Annotated in this window: 15 protein-coding genes; 12 read left to right on the top strand and 3 right to left on the bottom strand. The window is 64.6% G+C overall.

Translation table 11 applies throughout. The features are described 5' to 3' along the window. Position 1: 1 nt before the first annotated feature. From tssM to tssK, 3 genes are read right to left on the bottom strand one after another with little or no spacing between them, the layout of a single operon-like run. The gene (tssM, locus tag QQK18_RS26565) at positions 2-3,571 is read right to left on the bottom strand and encodes a type VI secretion system membrane subunit TssM (protein WP_284343437.1); all 3,570 of its coding nucleotides are present in this window, start codon (positions 3,569-3,571) and stop codon (positions 2-4) included. Positions 3,572-3,595: 24 nt separating this feature from the next. Then, on the bottom strand, positions 3,596-5,089 hold the full coding sequence (gene tssL, locus QQK18_RS26560; RefSeq protein WP_284343436.1) for a type VI secretion system protein TssL, long form: 1,494 nt from the start codon (positions 5,087-5,089) through the stop codon (positions 3,596-3,598). Beyond that, positions 5,086-6,417 (bottom strand): type VI secretion system baseplate subunit TssK, encoded by a 1,332-nt coding sequence (gene tssK / locus QQK18_RS26555; RefSeq protein WP_284343435.1) that lies wholly within the window; start codon positions 6,415-6,417, stop codon positions 5,086-5,088. Before tssK ends, tssL begins: the two co-directional genes overlap by 4 nt. 543 nt (positions 6,418-6,960) lie before the next feature. Here tssK and QQK18_RS26550 point away from each other — a divergent pair. From QQK18_RS26550 to tssG, 12 genes are all read left to right on the top strand, one after another. Continuing rightward, the gene (locus QQK18_RS26550; RefSeq protein ID WP_284343434.1) at positions 6,961-7,254 is read left to right on the top strand and encodes a PAAR domain-containing protein; all 294 of its coding nucleotides are present in this window, start codon (positions 6,961-6,963) and stop codon (positions 7,252-7,254) included. Between the two features lie 97 nt (positions 7,255-7,351). Continuing rightward, positions 7,352-9,127, top strand: a complete 1,776-nt coding sequence (locus tag QQK18_RS26545) for a type VI secretion system Vgr family protein (RefSeq protein ID WP_284343433.1) — start codon at positions 7,352-7,354, stop codon at positions 9,125-9,127. A gap of 43 nt (positions 9,128-9,170) precedes the next feature. Next, positions 9,171-9,719 carry a DUF6931 family protein gene (locus tag QQK18_RS26540; RefSeq protein WP_284343432.1) on the top strand — a complete coding sequence of 183 codons (549 nt, stop codon included), beginning with the start codon at positions 9,171-9,173 and terminating at the stop codon, positions 9,717-9,719. Between the two features lie 180 nt (positions 9,720-9,899). After that, entirely contained in the window at positions 9,900-11,135 is a 1,236-nt protein-coding gene (gene tagH, locus QQK18_RS26535; protein ID WP_284343431.1) for a type VI secretion system-associated FHA domain protein TagH, read from the top strand. A gap of 126 nt (positions 11,136-11,261) precedes the next feature. Further along, positions 11,262-11,771 (top strand): OmpA family protein, encoded by a 510-nt coding sequence (locus QQK18_RS26530; protein WP_284343430.1) that lies wholly within the window; start codon positions 11,262-11,264, stop codon positions 11,769-11,771. 45 nt (positions 11,772-11,816) lie between these two features. Further along, positions 11,817-13,154 (top strand): type VI secretion system protein TssA, encoded by a 1,338-nt coding sequence (locus QQK18_RS26525; RefSeq protein WP_284343429.1) that lies wholly within the window; start codon positions 11,817-11,819, stop codon positions 13,152-13,154. Positions 13,155-13,234: 80 nt separating this feature from the next. Next, positions 13,235-13,777 carry a type VI secretion system contractile sheath small subunit gene (gene tssB, locus QQK18_RS26520; protein WP_284343428.1) on the top strand — a complete coding sequence of 181 codons (543 nt, stop codon included), beginning with the start codon at positions 13,235-13,237 and terminating at the stop codon, positions 13,775-13,777. Positions 13,778-13,835: 58 nt separating this feature from the next. Beyond that, on the top strand, positions 13,836-15,329 hold the full coding sequence (gene tssC / locus QQK18_RS26515; RefSeq protein WP_284343427.1) for a type VI secretion system contractile sheath large subunit: 1,494 nt from the start codon (positions 13,836-13,838) through the stop codon (positions 15,327-15,329). 174 nt (positions 15,330-15,503) lie between these two features. Then, entirely contained in the window at positions 15,504-15,989 is a 486-nt protein-coding gene (locus QQK18_RS26510) for an Hcp family type VI secretion system effector (RefSeq protein WP_284343426.1), read from the top strand. Positions 15,990-16,171: 182 nt separating this feature from the next. Beyond that, complete coding sequence (locus QQK18_RS26505) at positions 16,172-16,735, top strand: type VI secretion system baseplate subunit TssE (RefSeq protein WP_284343425.1); 564 nt, start codon at positions 16,172-16,174, stop codon at positions 16,733-16,735. Further along, positions 16,732-18,681, top strand: a complete 1,950-nt coding sequence (gene tssF / locus QQK18_RS26500) for a type VI secretion system baseplate subunit TssF (RefSeq protein ID WP_284343424.1) — start codon at positions 16,732-16,734, stop codon at positions 18,679-18,681. The genes QQK18_RS26505 and tssF overlap by 4 nt, the downstream gene beginning before the upstream one ends. Beyond that, a complete protein-coding gene (gene tssG / locus QQK18_RS26495; protein ID WP_284343423.1) occupies positions 18,678-19,682 on the top strand; it encodes a type VI secretion system baseplate subunit TssG in 1,005 nt (334 codons plus the stop codon). The genes tssF and tssG overlap by 4 nt, the downstream gene beginning before the upstream one ends. The last annotated feature ends 27 nt before the right edge of the window (positions 19,683-19,709 follow it).

Raw genomic sequence — 19,709 nt, 5'->3', positions numbered from 1 at the left:
CCTACAACCCCGTCGGGCAGGAGAATTCCGAGAGCGCCGGCAGGAAGAACGGGTTGAACACGGTGCCGACCTGAATGTTGTAGGCGACGTCCCGTCCGCCGATGACGAATTGCACGCGCAGCGTATCGCCGTTGCGCGATACCGAGCCGCTCTGGATCAGACGCATCAGCGCCCACGGGCCCTGAATGACCGCGTTCGACTGCCTGCCCGGCAACTCGGGGAGGATCGTAACCTGCACGGCACCGGTGCCGGAGCTGCCCGGCCATTCGATGGTGGCGGGGACATTGCCGACCTGCTGGGTCTGAATGATGCGCCCGTTGATGTCGAGCAGCGCAACCTGCGCGGCCGCGTGCAGCGCAAGGTGGCTGACGGTCAGTGTGACCGACGGGGCCGAGCTGTTGGGCGGAAAGAACGCGTCGCGGATCTCGGCGGCGCGCTGGAACTCGCGCAGGGCCGCGTTGGAGAGCTCGCGCCCAAGGGCTGTGTCCTGCTTCCAGGTCCACACCTCGCCGCTCATGTCGGCAAGCGGAGCCAGGTTCTCGGCAAAGAACCGGTCCATGACGCCGTTGGGGGCAAAGAGCCGGGCGAAGTCGGCCATGGGCAGATCGCGCTGGCTGCCGGGAGAGAAGGGATAGAGGTTGGAGGTCAACTGTTGGCAGAGGCGGGTGACAGTACTGCCGAGTTCCTGGTTGAGCTGGGAAAGGCTCGTCCCCGCGGCATCCCCCTCGAGATCGGCGACAGCGCCCGAGACCATGCGCTGCAAGGGTCCCGGCAGGCGCGAGGCGCTCATGGAGAGATTGGCGAGCTGCAGCTGCACAGCGCTTGTCGCCTGCTGGGCCTGTGAGGGATTGAGCGTGCCGACGAGGAGATTGCGGTAAACCTCGTTGAGACTGTCGAGCAGCACATCGACAGGAGCGGGCGAGCCGTCGAGCAGCACGGCGAAATCGCGGAACTGGGCTTCGACATTGGCGCCGGGCACCTGCTGGGCCGCGGCAGTAGACGTATCGCCCGCCCGAGCGCCGCTCTTTAAAGCGAGATCGATGCCGATGCGCGTGAGCCCGCTGGTGCGTCCGGTCAACGCCTGCTGGGCCAGCGCTGTCGCGTCGGCAGCGGCGCCCTCCACAGCCTGCCCGCCTTCCGGTGCCGGCTCCTCGCGGGTCAGCGCGGTTTCGGCAACCACCGCCTCGACCAGTGCCTTGATGGGCGAGGTCGCCTTGTTCGAGGCGACCGAAAGCGGGATGTAGTCGGGCTTGTCGCCCGGCATGGTCTTGAGCTTCACGTTATCGAGCGCAGCGTTCCAGGTGTCGACGAACTCGCGCGAGTAGAGCGCCAGCAATTGCGGACCCAACTGGCCGAACTGCTCCTCGCCAACCATGGCCGCGCCGATCTCGCCACGCACCCATTGCTCCTTGGCAAGCTCATCGGCGATGAGCGAGAGCTCGGCGAGAAAGTGCTCGTGAAAGCCGCGATAGGTAAAGAGCGCCGGAATGGTCAGGTCGGCAAAGCTGCTGCCGTCGGCGGTTTCGAACACCAGGGCGGTCTCCGGACCCGACCGCAGGGAGAAGTTGAAGTCCTCGAGCGGCACGGCCGGGCGCAAGGATTTGAGATAGGCATAGGCCTGATCGGCAAGGCTCAGCCGCGTCAGAGTGCGCTGCGCCGCATCGACGAGAAGACCGTTGAGCTCAAAGCTCGGCTGCCGGCCGGAATCGAGGATCAGCATAGCACGCACATGCTCGGCCAGTGCTTCGCGCGCCGCCCGGTTCTGGGGCCCCGGATAGAGGTTCCGTTCCCAGTCCTCCATCATCCAGGCGACGACGAATTCGTCGTCGGTCTGCGGCGCCTTGCCGCCCAACATCATATAGGCCTTGAGCGCCGCATAGGCAGCCATGGGATCGTTGAGCGTCGTCTCGAGCTGGCGCTCGAGCCGCAGGATGAGCCGCGAGCGCAGGAGGCGCTCCAGGGCCTGCCGGTAGGTCTCTCGCGAGGCAGCGACCAGTCGATCCCGCTGGCTGAGGCCAAAGGTCTCGCCGGTCGGAACCGGCTGGCCGGCCTGGGCGAAGCCGACGGGATTGTTGCGAATGAGGTCGAGGGTCGGCAGCACCGTCATCGGGTCGGAATCCGAGACGGTCGCGGCCGTCAGCAGCTCTCCGGCGTTGACCCGGTAGTCGCTGACGAACTGCTCAGTGTCGGCGATGAGCGAGCGGTTGTTGACGAAGCTCCAGCCCCAGAGACCAAGAAGCGCGACCGTTGCGACACCGACAAGGCCGAGTGTGCCGTAGCGCAGTGCCTGGGAGGTGCGCAGGGCTCGCATGTCGACCGACACCCAGCCGGTTTCGGAAAAGATCACCTTCTTGAACAGGTCATGGAGAAAATAGCTCTTGCCCCGGCCCGAAAGGTGCTGGAACCGCTCGCCGCTGCTGCCGAAGCTGCGGTCCATGGCTCCGAGAACCTGGTCGATCGGGGTGCCTTCCTGGGTGCCGGAGGAGAAATAGAAGCCGCGCAGGTTGGCGCTCACCTGGTAGCGATTGGGTTCAAAGATCTGGGCCAAGAACTCATAGACGCGGTCCTTGAGCATGGCGAACTGGGCCGGGAACCCATAGAGGGCGATGCGCGAGACGGGGTCCGGCTCCTCGTGCAGGCGGTCGGGCAGTTCCTCGGTGAGGCGGGTGGTCAGCGCGTCGAATTCGGCGGGAACGCTGCCGATCATGTTCTTCTTGCGGTCCTCGGTCTCAAAGGTCGCACCCCAGACGACGCGCCGGCGGGCCTCGGTGAAATTGCCGAAATATTCATCGAACCCGGACACGAGATCGGCCTTGGTAAACAGCGCATAGACCGGGAAATCGATCTTGAGCTCCTTGTTGATGTCGATGAGCCGCTGGCGGATGGCATTGGTGTGGGCGGCAAGCTCGGTGGCCGTCAGCTTCATGATGTCCTCGAGGCTGATCGCCACGATCACCCCGTTGATCGGCTGCTTGGGGCGATAGCGCTTCAACAGCTCGAGAAAGGACAGCCAGCTCTTCTTGTCGGCGGAGGCGTCGGAATCCTGCGTGGTATAGCGCCCGGCGGTGTCGATCATCACCGCCTCCTCGGTGAACCACCAGTCGCAATAGCGCGTGCCGCCGGTGCCACTTATGGCCGCCGCCCCGCCGTCGCCGGCAAGCGGGAACTTGAGGCCGGAATTGACCAGCGCCGTGGTCTTGCCGGCGCCGGGCGGGCCGATGATCACGTACCAAGGCAGGCTATAGAGAAAGTCACCCTTGCCGGTCGAGGTCCTGAGGGTCTTCAAGGCATCGGACATGCGCTCGGAGAGGAGTTTGGCGTCTCCCTCGCTCTCGCCAGCTGCAACGATCCCTTCCTCAAGCTTTTTGGCGGCCCGCGCGCTCCTCCACAACCGCCAGCCGTAGAAGAGGCCGACGAGGCCGACAACGGCGAGGATGATGACGAGCCGCACCCAGACCGGTTCGAAGGGAGCAACGCCCATGATCGCGAGCATCGGGCCGGCGAACCAGACGACCGCGGAAAAGGCCAGTAGCCCGAGGACAACGAGGGCGATGAAGAGCCACTTGTTCATCGGTACGATCCTATGCCCGCCGCCTCACGCCGACGCCTCGAGCGTTTCCTCGCGCGGGATGACGATCTCGACTCGCCGGTTCTGCGCCCGCCCCTCCGACGTGGCGTTGTCGCCGATCGGTTCGAGCTCGCCGCGCCCCTCGACGACGAGCCGCGAAGGATCGTCGATGGCCCCCGCCAAGGTCTCCTTGACCGCCTCGGCACGGGCCACCGACAGATCGTGGTTCGACTTGAACCGACCACTGCCCGACATCCTGACGTTGTCGGTATGACCAATGACGCTGATCGGGCCCGGCTCCCTGTCGAGCGCTTCGGCGATGCGGGTGGCGATATCGGCAAAGCTTTGTTCGACCTCGGCGCTGCCCGAGGCAAAAAGGAGCGTATTGGAGATGTTGATGACGATCTCATCCCCGACGGCATCGACCGCGAGTCCACCGGCCTCAATTTCGCCAGCGAGCGCGGTGCGGATGCGCTCGAGCTGGGTCGGGTCGCGCGTGTCGGGGATTTGGGCCGGAGTGAAGGCGGCCCGCTCGAGCGTCACGGGCGTGTTGGGATGGAGGGCGACGAGGCGGCCCGAGAGATCGTCGGCGCCGTTGCCCAGCAGCACGCGCAGCAGGATGAAAACGCCGACGGCGACGGCCGCCGCCGCGCTCGCCACCGCCCAGAGGGGGATACGCGAGGTCAATTGCGGCATCTTGAGATTGAGCCCCTGCCAGCGCGGGGAGATATCGTCATTGGCGCGTGCCCGAAGGTGCCGGAGCGTCTGGTAGACGTCGCGCCGCACCCGCTGCAGCTCGGAGGCGCCCTGGGGCGAGCCGCGATACTGCCCTTCGAAGCCGAGGCAGAGACACGCGTGCATGAGCTCCAGCAGGTCGTATTTGGCTGCCGGGTTCTGCAGGATCTTGCCCAATTCCTCGTAAAAGCCGACGCCTGAGGTGCGCACCTGGAAGAACTGGGCGAGCATGGAATGCTGCAGCCACACATGGCGGTCCGTGCCCGGCAGGTTCTGCACGATATCGTCGGCTGTGCCGCAGAGTGCATAGGTCGCCACCCGCGAGTCATGCGGATCGACCCCGGCAGCAAGGATGGAGCGTTCGAACTCGCGAATCTGGTTGGCCACATGGTTCATCAGCGGCACGGCCTGCATGTCGACGATCATCAGGCGCAGGCGCCCCAGCAGGATGAGGAGGGGCATGGCCGCGGCGGTGATGGGGTTGGACGCGGGCAGTTGGCCGCTGTCGCGGGCATTGAGCGCGATCTCCAGGGAAATTTTCGGCGTGTCCGGTGGTGGCTGGGCGGCGGGGGTCGGCTGGCCGGGCAATGGCCCCCGCAGCCAATCGTCGTCGCCGGCGGGCATGCCGGTCGGCTGGGCGGGGCGATATTGAGGCGAGGTCGGTTGGGGCTGGCCCGGCGGAACGCCGCGCGACTGGTCGATCCTCGGCTCACTCGGCCGCGCCCCGCCCGGATTGGGCCGGATGACGGTCTTGCCTCCTGAACCGAACGGATCGTCGCGGCTCATCTTTTGTCTTCCATGATCGCCCAGAGATCGAGGGTGAGCCCAGGCCAATCGCCGGCGAAATGCAGCCCCATGCTGCTGGCCGAACTGAATTCGGGCCACAGGCTCGAGGATTTGTCGAGATAAAAATACACGTGATCGGAGACGGCGCGGATCTGGCGGGGCGGTGTAGGCATGTGAACGAGCTCGATGCCCGGCAGGTGCGTCTGCACGATCTCGTTCATGCGGGTATTGGGGCCGACCTTGCAGAGCGCCGGGAACTGCTGCTGGATCTGGCCGAGCGGCATGTCGGCGCCGACCTCGATCACAAATGTGGCGTTGCGGAAGAGAGTGCGGTCGCGTACGGCCGCCACATAGGCGTTTGGCGCCCGCAGCACCAAGTCGAGCCGGACAGCGCGTCCGACGTCGATGCTCAACAACCGCTGGATGTCGGCGAGTATCGGCTCGAACGTGCCCCAGAGATCGTCATGGTCGTACTCGGCATAGTCCGGGGGCAGGCGGGAGGGCGCGAAGGTCCACAGTTCCCCGGACAAGCGCAGCAGTTCCTCATAGAGCCGCGCCGGGTGGACGTAACGCGAATTGCGCAGGTGCTTGAACACGTTGACGTGCCGGTTGAGCGTCTGCAGCATGAAATAGTCGAAGGTCTGCAGGCCCCCGCCGGCGCTGGGGTCAGCCGCGTAGCGCGAGAGCGATTGCAGCTTGGTGTCCATCCAGCCGATAACCCGCTCGATCCAGCCGGCAACGACCGGATGCGCCTGCGTCAACAGCACGGGCGGCGCAAAGCCCTGGTCGAGGACGATGGTCTTGTCGCGCACCTCGAGCACGCGGGCGACCTTGAGGCAATGAAAGCCGGACTTGGCGGTCTTGCGCAGGTCGAACTCGGCGCGCAGGTGCGCCACCTCGATCTCCTGCTCGACGAGCATGGTCGAGGACGCGTCGAGAATGGTCTCGAGCGAGCGCACATAGCGGCTGCCGCTCGCAGCCTCGGGCATGTCGATCTCGCGGGCATTCTGCGTCTCTGCCGGCACCGTCAGCCACACGGTCAGACGTTCCGAACCGTCAGGCACGTCGACCGGCGGGGGGAGCGGGGAGCCCCCCGGCATATCGAAGGGCGTGCCGTCCTGGAAAATGCCGCTCGCCTTGCGCAGGGCGAACTTGTTGCGCTGGGCAAGGTCGTCGTCGATCTGCAGTTCGGAAAAACCCCATGGATAGGGGCTCGCAAAGCGGGTGCGGCTCTCGACGAGATGCTCGCAGTAGCGGTCGGCCTGCTGCAGGTGATGCTGACGCAAGAACAACCCTTCCGACCAGGTCACCTTGCTATACCGGGACATCCGCACCCCCCTAGAGCGCTTGGGAGAAGCAAGAGCGCTTCTCCTGCTCGCAATGCCGCCATCCGAGACTTGGCGCTCCCAATCCGAATCCCGCCAAGGTCGAAATGGCGTCTGTCGATCGCCGTTCTCGCACTTGACCACCGAGTCCATGTGACAATCAAGAGCAGGGTTGAACTCAATTGCGCACTATGGTGTGCAACATCTCTGCAAGTGCTGACGACGGCAGCATCGTCGGCGCCCCGCCGGCGATCACATCTTGACGAAAAAGTCGATCTGCCTGGTGAATTTTCCCGCGCGCCGTGCCGAGTATAACCGGGATGCGGGTTTCACACCCCGACCAGATGTTGCGGCGAGGCCTGCATGCCAAGACCAAATTCTTCGACAGGGGGCATCCCGCCCGATGCTCTCGATCAGGTATTCCCGATCCCAATATTGATGGGGACGAAGTTGGGGATGGGCCTGCGCCTGCCGGGAACAATCGCCTATCTTGCGGGCCGCCCCTCTTTGGATCACACTGGCGCGGATGGGACAGGAGGATGGGCGATGTGCCCCCCAGCCGCAAGACTGCTGGACAATCACGTGTGTCCGATGGTGACGGCGCTGGTGCCGCATGTGGGCGGGCCGATCAGCGGACCGGGCGCGCTCAATGTGCTGATCGCCGGCATGCCGGCCGCGCGGGTCGGAGATATGGCGACGTGCGTCGGGCCGCCCGATGCCATCGCAATGGGATCGGCCACAGTGCTGATCGGTGGACAGCCGGCGGCCCGGCTAGGCGACATGACGGCGCATGGAGGAAGCATCGTGACGGGCGCGCCGACTGTCATGATCGGCGGCTGAACGGCCGCCTGACTGTTGCCGATCGGGTCGCGCCGGACGCGCCACCCCCGTCGGGCAAGTGTAGACATCTTCCGGAACCGGCAGGGGCGTTTTGGCCATGGGGAATCCGTTCGGACAGTCCAGCCGCATTGGCGAGTTGAAGACGCCGCTCGGCGAGAACGAGCTGGTTCTCACGCGCTTTTCCGGACAAGAGCATATGAGCGCGCCGTTCGTATTCGAGGTCGAGGCGCTCCACGCCCAGGAACCTGATCGCACGATCTCGTTCGACAAGGCGCTGGGTAAGACCTGTACCGTGACGCTGACGGGTGGGCGTGGCAAGCGCTACTTTGCCGGCACGCTGGTCGAGACCCGCCGGCTGGACGTGCACCCCGACGGCGCGCTCTATGGACTGACATTGCGTCCCTGGTTCTGGATGCTCGCCAAGCGCGTCAACTCACGCATCTTCCATGAAATGAGCGTGATCCAGATCATCTCCGATATCTTCGGTGAGCACGGCGGTATGGCCGATTACCAGGATCGTACCTCGCATTCCTACCCAACGCTCGAATACTGCGTGCAACACAATGAGAGCGACTTCGCCTTCGTCTCGCGACTGATGGAGGCGCATGGCATCGGCTACTACTACACGTTCGACGACGATAAGCAGACGATGGTGCTCAGCGACAGCCGGTCGTCCTATACCGACGCTCCCGGGGGCAAACGCCCCTTCCAGCCCATGGTCAAAGAAGACGAGGAGTTCTTCACCGACTTGCGCGGCGAACGGCGGTTCACCACCGGCAAGGTGCGCTTGAACGACTACAACTTCAAGAAACCCAGCACCAATATGGAAACCGAAACATCGGGCGATGCCAGCCACGACAATGCAAACCTCGAAAGCTACCTGCATCCGGGCAAGTACATGGAGCAGCAGGACGGCAAGACCTATGCGCAGGCAACCATCGATGCCGCCCGCGCAGAGGACGGCCGGTTCCTAGCCACCGGCGTCTGCCCGGGGCTTTCGCCCGGTTCGGTTGCGCAGTTCACCAAACATCCCGAGGGCGGCGAATATCTCGTGCTCGGATGCACGCATCGCTTCTTTGGACAGGCGTACCGTTCGCAGTCGAACGAGCCGCTGCCTGATGAGTATTACGGAGAGTATGTACTCCTGCCCTCCGACCGCCCCTACGCTCCGCCGCCGGTTACTACCAAACCGGTTATCGCCGGCCCGCAGACGGCGGTCGTCGTCAGCGACTGCGACGAACACGGGCGCATAAAGGTCCGCTTCCACTGGACCAATGACGAGGAGTCGATGTGGTGCCGCGTCGCCCAGTCATGGGCTGGGGTAGGCTGGGGCGCGATCTTCCTGCCGCGCATCGGCATGGAGGTGCTGGTCGAGTTCATCGATGGCGATCCGGACTATCCCGTCATCATCGGCAGCGTCTACAACGGCCAGAATACCCCACCCTACCCCCTGCCCGACAAGCAGAGCATATCCGGGTTCAAATCCGAGACCTGGGGCGGCGGGGGCTACAACGAGTTCATTATGGACGACGAGGCGGGAAAGGAACTCGTACGCCTGCACGCCCAGAGGGACTACGAGGGCGAGGTCCTCAGAGACCGCGCGGTCGCGATCGGCCGTGATGACGAACTGACCGTCGGCAGCAATCTGAAGATCACGGCGGCGAACAACATCACCATCGAAGCGGGCAACCGCATCACGCTGAAGGTCGGACAGAACACGATCGTCATTGACAATACGGGGATCGCTATCACGTCGATGCTGTCGGTGACCGTCGAGGCGACCACGGAACTCAAGACCAGCAGCAAGCTGATGGCGTCGCATGAAGCGGGCGCCCTCATGAGCATCAAGGGCGCCGTGGTCAAGATCAACTGAGCCATGAAAATGCGGTGCCGGACGAGCGGAAAGGTCTAGCGCGATGGGAACAACACTGCACTTCACCACGGCACGGGACCTGTTCGATGCCTACGAGGCCGCCCAGAGCGATATCCGCGCGCGGCCCGACGCAGAAGCGCCGCTCGAATTCCTTGCCCGGCTGGCCGAAAGCGCGACGCCCGAGGAAGCCATCACCTTCGGTGCTTACCTCTTGCCGCGGCGGAAGGCCGTCTGGTGGGGACACGAGTGCCTGATGAGCCTCGACCACCTGCTCACCGACCAGGACCGGCGCATGCTGCGGCTGGCAGAGATCTGGGTGGCCGAGCCGGAGGAGGAGCATCGCCGCCAGGCACTCGACGAAGCGATGGTTTGCCCCAACAAATCACCAGGTGTGTGGATCGCGCTCGCCGCTGGCTGGAGCGGCGGGAGCATGACCGATGCCGGATCGCCGACGGTTCCGCCGCCGCCCTTCCTAGCGCCCCGGGCAGTCAATGCCGGTATCCTCGGGGTGCTGGCGCGGGTCGACAACAGCTTCCGGCGCAAGACGCTCTCGACGTTCGTCGACATGGGCGCGGCACTCGCCGTCCGCTGAAGGTGGCGGTCGTGACGGTGCAGCGCGTTTGCGATCTCTGCGTGCTATGCTATTTTTGCGTGTCCCGGATCGGTGCCGCGCGGATTTATCAACCGATCCAAGTCCTTGCCGGCCGCAACCGCGGACTGCAATGGCTGTCAGCGGGCCAGCAACGCTCCGGCGACGGCGTGAGAAGGAGCCATGGTGGCGATCGTCCTGAGGATCGAGAATTTCGACCGGCTTTCCGACGGCGGTCCGCTCGAGTTCAGTGCAGGCCCGCGCGGGTTCGACATCGGGCGCGAGCAGCACCTCGACTGGTGCCTGCCCGATCCCGAGCGGTTCATTTCGGGCCACCACTGCCAGGTGCGCTACGAGAATGGCGCCTATTGGCTCAACGACATCTCGACCAACGGCACCTTCGTCAACGGGTCGAGCCAAAGGGTCAAGAGCCCGTACCGCCTGGCGCATGGCGACCGCCTGCAGATCGGGGATTACATCATTTCCGTCGCCCTGCCCGACGAAGCGGGCAGCCAGCCGTTGCCGCAGCAGACCGCCGCCGCGTCCGCCCCGCCGGCCGGCGGGGATATCTGGTCGCTCGAGGACGAGCCGGCGGTCGAGTCTGTCGACCGACGCTGGTTCAACGAGCCGAGCCGGCGCGAGCACCGTCCGGCGGCCCCAGATGCGCTCGAGGAGTTCGTCGATTTCCGCGCCGCGCCGCCGGCCCAGCCCGCCTCTGATGCCAGCCCGTTCGGCAGTGCTCGCGGAGCGCTGCGCGACGTGCCCGGCTCGCGCATCCCCGAGCAGGCACCCCAGCCGGCACCGGTCCGGGCCGCCCCTATTCAGAATGGAGGGGCCGCCACTGCGGCCCGACCGGATGCGGTCCTTGCCGCGCTTTGTGCAGCCGCGGGCCTGCCGGCCAACGCCCTCGAGGGCCGGCAACCAGAGGAGGCCGCCGCCGAGATTGGTGCCGTCCTGATGCTGGTCACCAGCCAGCTCATGGAGCTCCTGCAGGCGCGGGCTGCGGCCAAGCAGATGACCAAGAGCGGCGACCGCACCATGATCGGGCTGGCCAACAACAATCCGATGAAGTTCGTGCCCGACCCGGCCGAGGCGCTGCAGATCATGTTCCAGCGCAGCAAGCCAGGCTATCTCGACGCGCCCGCGAGCTTTACGGAAGGGTTCGAGGACATCAAGCGGCACGAATACGCGACCTATGCCGCCATGCAGAAGGCGCTCGCCCGCCTGATGGAGGATTTGGCGCCCGACGCCATCGAGGACAAGGTCGGCTCCTTTTCGCTCGGCTCCAAGAAGTCGCGGGCGTGGGACGTCTATGTCGAGCGCTGGAACGCCAAGACCGCCCACCATGAAAATGGCATTCTCGACGTCTTCCTGCGTTACTTCGCCGACGCCTACGATGCGGCGGCCAAGAAGCGCTGAGAGACCGTGTCGACTCCTGCACTGCCGCGGCAAGTCAAGAGAGCGTGCGTTGACTTTACGGCGCGTTCTCAATACTCATTTTAAATAGCAGCACTATCGAATTCTGTGGCAGGGAGAGGGTTCGAAATGCGCAATTTGAGACTATTCGGCCTTGCCGCACTTGCGGCATTGGCCTTGCCGGCGGCGGCACAGGAATATTCGGCGGACGAAGTCGTCGAGTTCTTTTCTGAAGGCGGAGCAGGCGCCACCCGCGGTATTTGCGTCGGCACAGCGCAAGAGTGTGCCGAACAATCGGCGCCATCGGGCTTCGACGTCCTCGTCAATTTCGAGCTGGATTCGGCAACCTTGACCGAGGAAGCCAAATCCAATCTGACGCAAGTGGCGTCGGCGCTCTCGGACGATCGGCTCAGTGATGCGCAGTTCGTGCTCGAGGGCCATACCGACGCCTCCGGCACCGAGGCATACAATAACGTGCTGGCCGAGCGGCGTGCGCAGGCCGTGGCCGACTTCCTGGTCGCCCAGGGCGTCTCGATCGATCGGATCGAGGCCTTGGGTCTGGGCGAGGGCAACCCGCGGGTCGAGGACCCGTTCGATCCGGTCAACCGGCGCGTCGAGATGAAGCTGAAACTGCAATAGCGGCCGCCCACCGACCGGTCCGCCTCGTCCGGGAGCTGCCGCGCCATGCGACATCAGGGCCTCGACCAGCCGCTCTCCGAGGAGTCCCCGTGCGGACCGGACCTCGATGAAACCGGCGACTGGGACTACACCAATTTCATGCTCCTGGCCGGCAGCCAGCTGCCGGCGCGGTTCTTTTCCATGGATACCGAGGGAACGGGGCGGGAGCTGCCCTTCGACAAATCGAGCATCGACCTCGAGGCCCAGCTTGCCGCCATAGACGGGTTCCTCGCCCGCAGCCACGATATCCGGCTCCTGACGCTCGAAGCCCGCTTTCAGGTCCTGACTGGTCACATCGACGGCTTCTGCGAAGCGCTCCAGGCCATCGCAGCGCTCGTCGAAAGCCAGTGGGACCACGTCCATCCATTGCCCTTCGAGGGCGAACACATCATGCGCCAGAACACGGTCGAGGCGCTCGAGGATCAGGTGCAGGTGATACTGCCGCTCCTCTATGCCCCGATCGTCGGCAGCGGCAACACCGCCCTCACTTACCGCCAGTTCATGGTGGCCAACGGCAAGGCGCGGCCGCGCGAGGGCGAGCAGACCGTTCCGCTCGATGCGGTCGCCAGCGCGCTGTCGAGCGAGCGCAACCGAGAACAGGCCATCGCCGTCCATGAAGCCATCGGACGCGGTCTGGCCGCGCTCGAGACCATCCGGCGCACGTTCCTGACCCATGCAGGGGCCGAGAGCGTGCCCGATTTCGAGCGGCTCACTGCAACGCTCGCCGATATCGGCCAATTGATCGCCGCGCACCGGTCGGAGCTCGCGCCGGCGCCCCTCGCAGCCGCCGCGACGGACGAGGAGACGAGCCCGGAGGCCGGGCCGGCGTCGGCGCCCGTCCCGACCGGCCGCATCGCCGACCACCGCACTGCGGACGCGGCGCTCGCAGCAGCCGAAACCTATTTCCTCGCCCGCGAACCTTCCGCACCGGCGCTGGTGCTCGTGCATCAGGCGCGTATGCTGATCGGCAAACCACTCATCGCCGCGCTCGATGCGTTGATGCCGCAGACCTCGGCCGGCGCCATGCTCAGGGTTCGCTCGGGCTATGCCCTCGACATCGGCATCGAGCAGATCCGACTGGTGACCGACGACGTTCTAGCGAACGGACTTACCAACGGTTTGGATGCGGAAGCGGAAGGGACAGGCGCCGATCCCGATGCCTTCACCGCCGCGACACGCGCCGAGGCGGTGGCCCTCATGCTCGAGATCGAGGGCTTCTTCCGCAAGGCCGAGCCCTCGAGTCCCGTACCCTATCTCCTTGCCCAGGCACGAAATTACCTGGATAAGGATTTTGCTTCAATTTTGAATGAGATGCTCCCGAAAGATAGTGCGTCGGATTATTGACTTCGAACGAACTTGACCGCGAAAGTAATTGACAAGAACAGGCGGGTTTGATCTCCTTCGCTCATATTGGGGAGGCTAAGATGGCATCGGATTCCGGGCAACGCTTCATCAAGCGCAATCGTCCTCCTCGCGTGCAGATCGCCTACGAAGACCCTTACGACTCGCAAAAGCAGATCGAGCTGCCCTTCGTCATGGGCGTGCTTTCAGACCTGTCGGGAAATGCTTCGCAGGTCGAAAAGCCGCCGGTGGCGGACCGCAAGTTTACAGACGTCGACATGGACAATATCGACAAGTTCCAGCGTGCCGTCGCGCCCGCGGCAAGTTTCCGTGCGACCAACAAGTTGAGCGGCGATGGCGGCGAGCAGTTGAGCGTCAGCCTCACCTTCAACACCATGGACGATTTCTCCCCTGCCGGGGTGGCCCGGCAGGTGCCGGCCCTTGCCGCACTTCTGCAGGCGCGCGAACAACTCGCAAACCTGCAGCGCTACATGGACGGCAAGTCGGCGGCCGAGGAGCAACTGCGCAAGCTCCTTTCAGACCCCAAACTGATGGCGGCGCTCGAGCAGCGTCGCAGCGAAGCCATTACGCAGGAGGCCGAGGGCGCGCCCGAAGACAAGGCCTGAGCAGCTCTCGCGCAGGTCATAATCGCCGGCAACGCACCAACCGGCCGAGAGGACGAAGATGAGCGACGTTCAAGCAGACGTAAAAACGGCTGGCGAGGCCGGCACCGTCGAAGTCGATGAATTCTCCTCGCTTTTGAAGCAGAGCTTCAAACCGCGCACCGAACGGGCCGAAACCGAGATCGAGAACGCGATATCGACTCTGGTCGGCCAGGCCCTCGCCGATACCAGCCTCATCCGCGACGACGTGCTTGACACCATCGAAGAGATGATCGCACGGCTCGACGAGAAGCTGTCTGTGCAGGTCAATGAGATCATCCACAACGAGGATTTCCAGAAGGTCGAGAGCGCCTGGCGCGGCCTGCACTACCTCGTCAATCATTCCGAGACCGACGCGACTCTCAAGATCCGGGTGATGAACATCACTAAGGCCGAGCTCTACCGCGAGGCCAAGCTCTATCCGGACGCCAAATGGGACCAGAGCCCGCTCTTCAAGAAACTCTACGAGGCCGAGTTCGGCCAGTTGGGCGGTCAGCCCTATGGTGCGCTCGTCGGGGACTATCACTTCGATCATTCGGCACCCGACGTTACGGTGATGAAGTCGCTGAGCAAGATCGGCGCGGCCGCCCATTGCATGATCGTCTCCGGGGCCAATCCGACGCTGATGGGCATGGATGCCTGGACCGAGCTCTCCAATCCGCGCGACCTCTCCAAGATCTTCGACACCCCCGACTACGCGGCCTGGAAGTCGCTGCGCGATTCCGAGAATTCGCGCTATCTCGGCCTTTGCCTGCCGCGGGTCCTCTCACGAGAGCCCTATGGCGCCAAGACGTTGCCGGTCGAGGAGTTTGCCTTCGAGGAAGAAACGGACGGGCATGCCGGCCAGAAATACGCCTGGATGAACGCAGCCTATGCGATGGCCGCCAATATCAACCGGGCCTTCAAGGAATATGGTTGGACGGTGCGTATTCGCGGTGTGCAGGCTGGCGGCGAGGTGATGGACCTGCCGGTCCACACGTTCCCGACCGACGATGGCAGCGTAGACCTCAAATGCCCGACCGAGATCGCCATCACCGACCGGCGCGAGGCGGAACTCTCCAAATCCGGGCTCCTGCCGCTAGTCCATCGCAAAAACACCGATAAGGCCGCGTTCATCGGCGCCCAGTCGGTCTACAGGCCCAAGGCCTATATCGACGTCGACGCGACGGCATCCGACAACCTCTCCTCGCGCATCCCCTATATGTTCGCCGTTTCTCGCTTTGCCCATTACCTCAAATGCATGGTGCGCGACTGGGTGGGCGAGAGTTACGAGAAGGCTGAGCTGGAGCGGCGGTTGACCGAATGGATCATGCAATACGTGCTCGGCAATCCGGAAACGGCCAGCGAAGCGGCCAAAGCCGAGCGGCCGTTGGCCGACGCACGCGTCGAGGTTTTCGAGGATGAGGAAAACCCTGGATACTACGCCGCCCGCTTCTTCCTGCGGCCACACTACCAGCTCGAAGGGATGGATATCGGGCTGAGCCTGGTTTCCCGGCTACCCGGCAAGACCGGATAACCGGACCGACGCAGAAAACCGAAGCAGGAGCTTTCGGTTGGGGGGATACGGACGCCGATGACATTGGTGCGGCCGCGGAGAACTCGTGGCCGGACGACTTGCCTGCGCATATCAGGGACGAAACTGACGGCCGTTGGAACTCTCCGGCGCCCGTCGCACACAAGGGGACTCCACATGGCCGTAGACACGTTTCTGAAACTCGGTGACATCAAAGGCGAATCTCAGGCTGACAAGCATAAGGACGAAATCGAGGTCCTTTCGTGGAGTTGGGGGGCGAGCCAGCAAGGGACCTTTGGATCTGGCGGGGGCGGGGGCGCCGGCAAGGTGACCGTTTCCGACCTCGTGTTTACAAAGTTCATGGACAAGGCATCGCCGGTCCTGTTTCTGCATTGCGCCACCGGCAAGCATATCCCCAGCGCACAGCTGACGCTCCGCAAGGCCGGCGAAGAGCAGCTCGAATACCACAAGGTCATACTGACCGACGTGCTGATCTCCAGCTATCAGACGGGCGGCTCCGGCGGCGGGGACGAGCGGCCCGTGGACAACGTCAGCCTGAACTTCGGCAAGGTCGAGCTCGAATTCAGCCCGCAGAATGAGAAGGGCACCCTCGACGCCGCCGTGAAGGCAGGCTTTGACTTGAAAACGAGCAAGAAAACCTAGGCCAGGGAGCACTCGCAATGCATCACCGGCTGGCATGATTGCCAGCCACTGGCATTCGTCGGTGGCCGTCGTGATGCCTCCGGATGATGGAAGTCGCACGTTTGCAGCGCGGAAGTGGTGTTCAACCCGCATCGAGTCCGGGACAAGCTTTGTTGCTGTAAACGCTCCAGGGAGCAGCTGTCGTGCGTTCTTGGGACAAGCAGAAAGACCGCCTTCAGATCCCGCTGATGTTCGCCTTCCGCGACGCCTTCGAGCAGCGCGATGCGGTCAAGCCCGGCGCCGTCGAGGTCGACGGGGAGCGGGTGGTGTCGGATCGCGGATCGATCCGGCGGCGGGGTGCCAACGAGACGACGCTGAAGCGTGATCTCGCCCGCGACCTCGCCTCGCTCGTCGATACGGTCAATCTCGCCTCGGCGGTCGACCTTGCCGATTACCCCTATGTCGAAAGGTCGGTCCTCAACTACGGCCTCAGCGACCTGACCCAGGTCGCAGTCGGCAGCGAGGAGGTCAATAAGGTTGGCACCGATCTCAAACAGGCTCTCGTCGATCACGAACCGCGGCTAGGCTCGGAGAGCCTCGAGGTGCGCCGGGCCGACGAGGCCGGCGACGGCCTCAAGGCGCGTGTGCGCTTCAAAGTCCAGGGCGAGATGGCCTGCCGACCGCTCGATGTACCGATCGAGTTCGTCGCCGAGGTCGACATGACGGCGGCAAAGGTGGTGCTGCCCAAACTGCCGGGTTCGTCATGAACGGCGAGTTCCTCGAGCTCTATGAGCGGGAGTTACGCATCCTCTACGAGCAGTCGCGGGACTTTGCTGCCGAATATCCCGGCATCGCCGAGCGGCTCGGAGGCCTGACCGAGGAGAAAATGGACCCGGGGCTGGCCGGGCTCCTGGAGGGCACGGCGTTCCTCGCCGCGCGCGTGCAGCTCAAGCTGAAGAGCGAATTCTCCGAGTTCACCAGCGCGCTGCTCGATCAACTGGTGCCCAATTATCTCGCCCCGATCGCCTCGTCCATCCTGGTGCAGGCCCAGCCCCAATACGACAATCCGCGATTGATGGGCGGCCTCACCTATGCGGCCGGCAGCTATATCGATGCGACTTATGTGGAGCGTGAGCGGCGCGTTTCGTGCCGCTATCGCTTGGCGAGCCGGCTGATGGTCTGGCCGCTGCGCCTCGAGCAAGCCGAATACCTCGCCGGTCCCGGACCGTTGCGGGCGCTGGGGCTCGAAGTGCTGCCGGCGACGGCTGCGGGGCTGCGCCTCTCCTTTCACAACCGCACGGCGGGGCCGGAAAAGGACGTCGAGGGCCGCCCGCCCGCTGGCGCGCCGCTCGCCAAGCTTGCCATCGACGACCTGCCGATCCACCTCATCGGCAATGCCGGCGACGCCGACGCCGTGCTCGAGCAGGTCTTTGCACGCTGCCGCCGGATCAGCCTCCGCTATCTCGATGTGCATGGCGATCCGGTCTTCCGCCTGCTCGGGGAGAGCCGCGCCCAGCCGATCGGCTTCGAGGCCGACGATGGCCTGGAACCGGCCGATGATCGGGTCTTCGAGGGTTTCGAGATCCTGCGCGACTACTTCACTTTCCCCGCCAAATATCGTGGCTTCCGGATCGGCGGCCTGCAGAAGGCGCTGTCAGGGCTCGAGGCCCATGCCTTCGATCTCATCTTCGAGTTCGACGCTGCCGCGCCGCACCTGGCACCAATCGTCGGCCCGGCGTCTTTCGGCCTCTATACTGTGCCGGCGACCAACCTCTTCGAGATGACCTGCAGCCGTATACCCGTCAGCCGCAGCGAGCACGAGCACCCGGTGATTGCCGACCGCAGCCGGTGGCTCGATTTCGAGGTGCATCGCATCCTCGAGGTCTTCGCCCATTATCCGGGGCGGCGCGAGAAGGTCGAGGTCTTCCCGCTTTATAGCCTTCCGACCAGCGCCATCCGGTCCGAGGAGGCGCTCTACTATACCAGCCGGCGGCTGCCGCGACTGCCGACCGAGCAGGAGCGACGCTTCGGGCGACAGACACGCTATACGGGCACGGAGACCTTCATCTCATTGTTCGAGCCGGAGGGCATAGAGGACACCGACCGGGTCAAGGAACTGAGCGTGCGCGCGCTCGTTTCCAATCGGCACCTGACCGAGCAGCTCCCGGTCGGCGATGCAGGCGCCGATTTCCGTCTTGCCGACGACACTGCCCTTGCCCTGAAATGCGTCGCAGGACCAACGCCACCCAAGGATTCCCTCATCCATGTCGAGCGCAGGCAGCGCGGCGATTTGCGACCGGGGCCGATCCTCTGGCGGCTCGTCAACTTCCTTTCGCTCAGTCAGCTGGGTCTGACTACGGATGCCGGGAACGGCACGCCTCCCTTGCGCGAACTGCTGGCGCTCTTTGCCGATCTTTCCGAGGGCTTCACCGAACGGCAGGTGCGCGGCATCGAGAAGGTCACAAGCCGTCCCGTCGTGCGCATGCTGCGCCAGGCCAACGGCTTTACGCCGGCGCGAGGCGTCGAGGTCACCATCACCTTCGACGAGGCCGCGTTCGAGGGCACGGGCGTGACGGCGCTCGGGGCTGTGCTCGATCACTTCTTTGCCGAATATGCCGCGGTCAACAGCTTCACCGAGACGGTGATCGCGACGACAAAGCGGGGCGAGATCATGCGCTGGCCGCCGCGCAATGGACTCGGAGGTCTGCTATGAGCGATCGCGAGGCCCTCGAGCGTGAACCCTATCGCTTCGACCTCCTGCGGGTGCTGCGCGAATACGAGCGCGCCTTTCCGGGCAAGCCGCGCATCGGCGACAGCGCAACGGTCGCCGAGGAGGTCGTCAGCCTGGCGCAGGATCCGTTCGTCGAATTCCCGGCAGCCAACATCACACGCGTCGATACCACCTCGCGCGGCACGCCGCGGCTTGCCACACGCTTTCTCGGCTTTTTCGGTCCGCAGGGCGCCCTGCCGCTCAATACCACCGTCGAAGCGATGGGCTGGATCAGCCATCGCGACGACTCCTTCGTGCGGTTCGTCTCCATCTTCGCCAACCGATTCCTGCAGCTCTTCTTCCGCGCCTGGGCCGACGCCCGCCCCATCGCCCAGCACGACCGGCCCAAGGCTGACCGCTTCGCGCGCTATGTGGGCAGTTTTGCCGGCATCGGCACGGACGCGCTCGCCGAGCGCGACTCCATCCCGGACATCGCCAAACTGCCGTTTGCCGGGCTCATCGCGCCGCGGGTGCGTAGCGCACGGCGGCTGATGCAGCTCCTGCGCGGGGTGCTGGGGCTCGATGTGACCATAGAGGAGCGGATCGGCACCTGGCTCGAATTCGAGCCGGCCGACCGCATGGCTCTCGGCGCACGCGGCGCGCTCGGGGTGGACAGCTTCCTCGGCCAGCGCTGCTACAGCATCAACGATAAGTTCCGGGTGCGGATCAGGACGGCCAGCCTCGAGGAGTATTCCGATCTGCTGCCACGGGGAGAGGCGGCGCGGCGGCTCGCCGACCTTGTCTTCTTCTATACCGGCCATCGCTACGAATACGACGTCGAGCTCTGTCTGCCGGCGCGGCTGGCGCCCAGCCTGCAGCTCGGCAAGGCCGGCCAGCTCGGCTGGACCACCTGGCTGCCACCGGCCGAAGTGCCGGTGGCGGAGGAGGACGTCTATCTCTGCGATGCTCGCTTCACGCTCAGCGGGCAGGCGCAGGCGGCATGAGAGCGCGGCACGCGCAGGGGGCACGAC

It is taken from the genome of Devosia nitrariae (assembly GCF_030160115.1).
GTDB classification, from domain to species: Bacteria; Pseudomonadota; Alphaproteobacteria; order Rhizobiales; family Devosiaceae; genus Devosia; species Devosia nitrariae.
The sequence above is the reverse complement of the archived record's forward strand: the minus strand, read 5'-3'. Positions and strand labels throughout refer to the sequence as shown.

Excerpts from the sequence above, each read along its gene's own strand:
- tssM (WP_284343437.1), bottom strand. The coding sequence starts at position 3,571 with ATGAACAAGTGGCTCTTCATCGCCCTCGTTGTCCTCGGGCTACTGGCC.
- tssL (WP_284343436.1), bottom strand. The coding sequence starts at position 5,089 with ATGAGCCGCGACGATCCGTTCGGTTCAGGAGGCAAGACCGTCATCCGG.
- tssK (WP_284343435.1), bottom strand. The coding sequence starts at position 6,417 with ATGTCCCGGTATAGCAAGGTGACCTGGTCGGAAGGGTTGTTCTTGCGT.
- QQK18_RS26550 (WP_284343434.1), top strand. The coding sequence starts at position 6,961 with ATGTGCCCCCCAGCCGCAAGACTGCTGGACAATCACGTGTGTCCGATG.
- QQK18_RS26545 (WP_284343433.1), top strand. The coding sequence starts at position 7,352 with ATGGGGAATCCGTTCGGACAGTCCAGCCGCATTGGCGAGTTGAAGACG.
- QQK18_RS26540 (WP_284343432.1), top strand. The coding sequence starts at position 9,171 with ATGGGAACAACACTGCACTTCACCACGGCACGGGACCTGTTCGATGCC.
- tagH (WP_284343431.1), top strand. The coding sequence starts at position 9,900 with ATGGTGGCGATCGTCCTGAGGATCGAGAATTTCGACCGGCTTTCCGAC.
- QQK18_RS26530 (WP_284343430.1), top strand. The coding sequence starts at position 11,262 with ATGCGCAATTTGAGACTATTCGGCCTTGCCGCACTTGCGGCATTGGCC.
- QQK18_RS26525 (WP_284343429.1), top strand. The coding sequence starts at position 11,817 with ATGCGACATCAGGGCCTCGACCAGCCGCTCTCCGAGGAGTCCCCGTGC.
- tssB (WP_284343428.1), top strand. The coding sequence starts at position 13,235 with ATGGCATCGGATTCCGGGCAACGCTTCATCAAGCGCAATCGTCCTCCT.
- tssC (WP_284343427.1), top strand. The coding sequence starts at position 13,836 with ATGAGCGACGTTCAAGCAGACGTAAAAACGGCTGGCGAGGCCGGCACC.
- QQK18_RS26510 (WP_284343426.1), top strand. The coding sequence starts at position 15,504 with ATGGCCGTAGACACGTTTCTGAAACTCGGTGACATCAAAGGCGAATCT.
- tssF (WP_284343424.1), top strand. The coding sequence starts at position 16,732 with ATGAACGGCGAGTTCCTCGAGCTCTATGAGCGGGAGTTACGCATCCTC.
- tssG (WP_284343423.1), top strand. The coding sequence starts at position 18,678 with ATGAGCGATCGCGAGGCCCTCGAGCGTGAACCCTATCGCTTCGACCTC.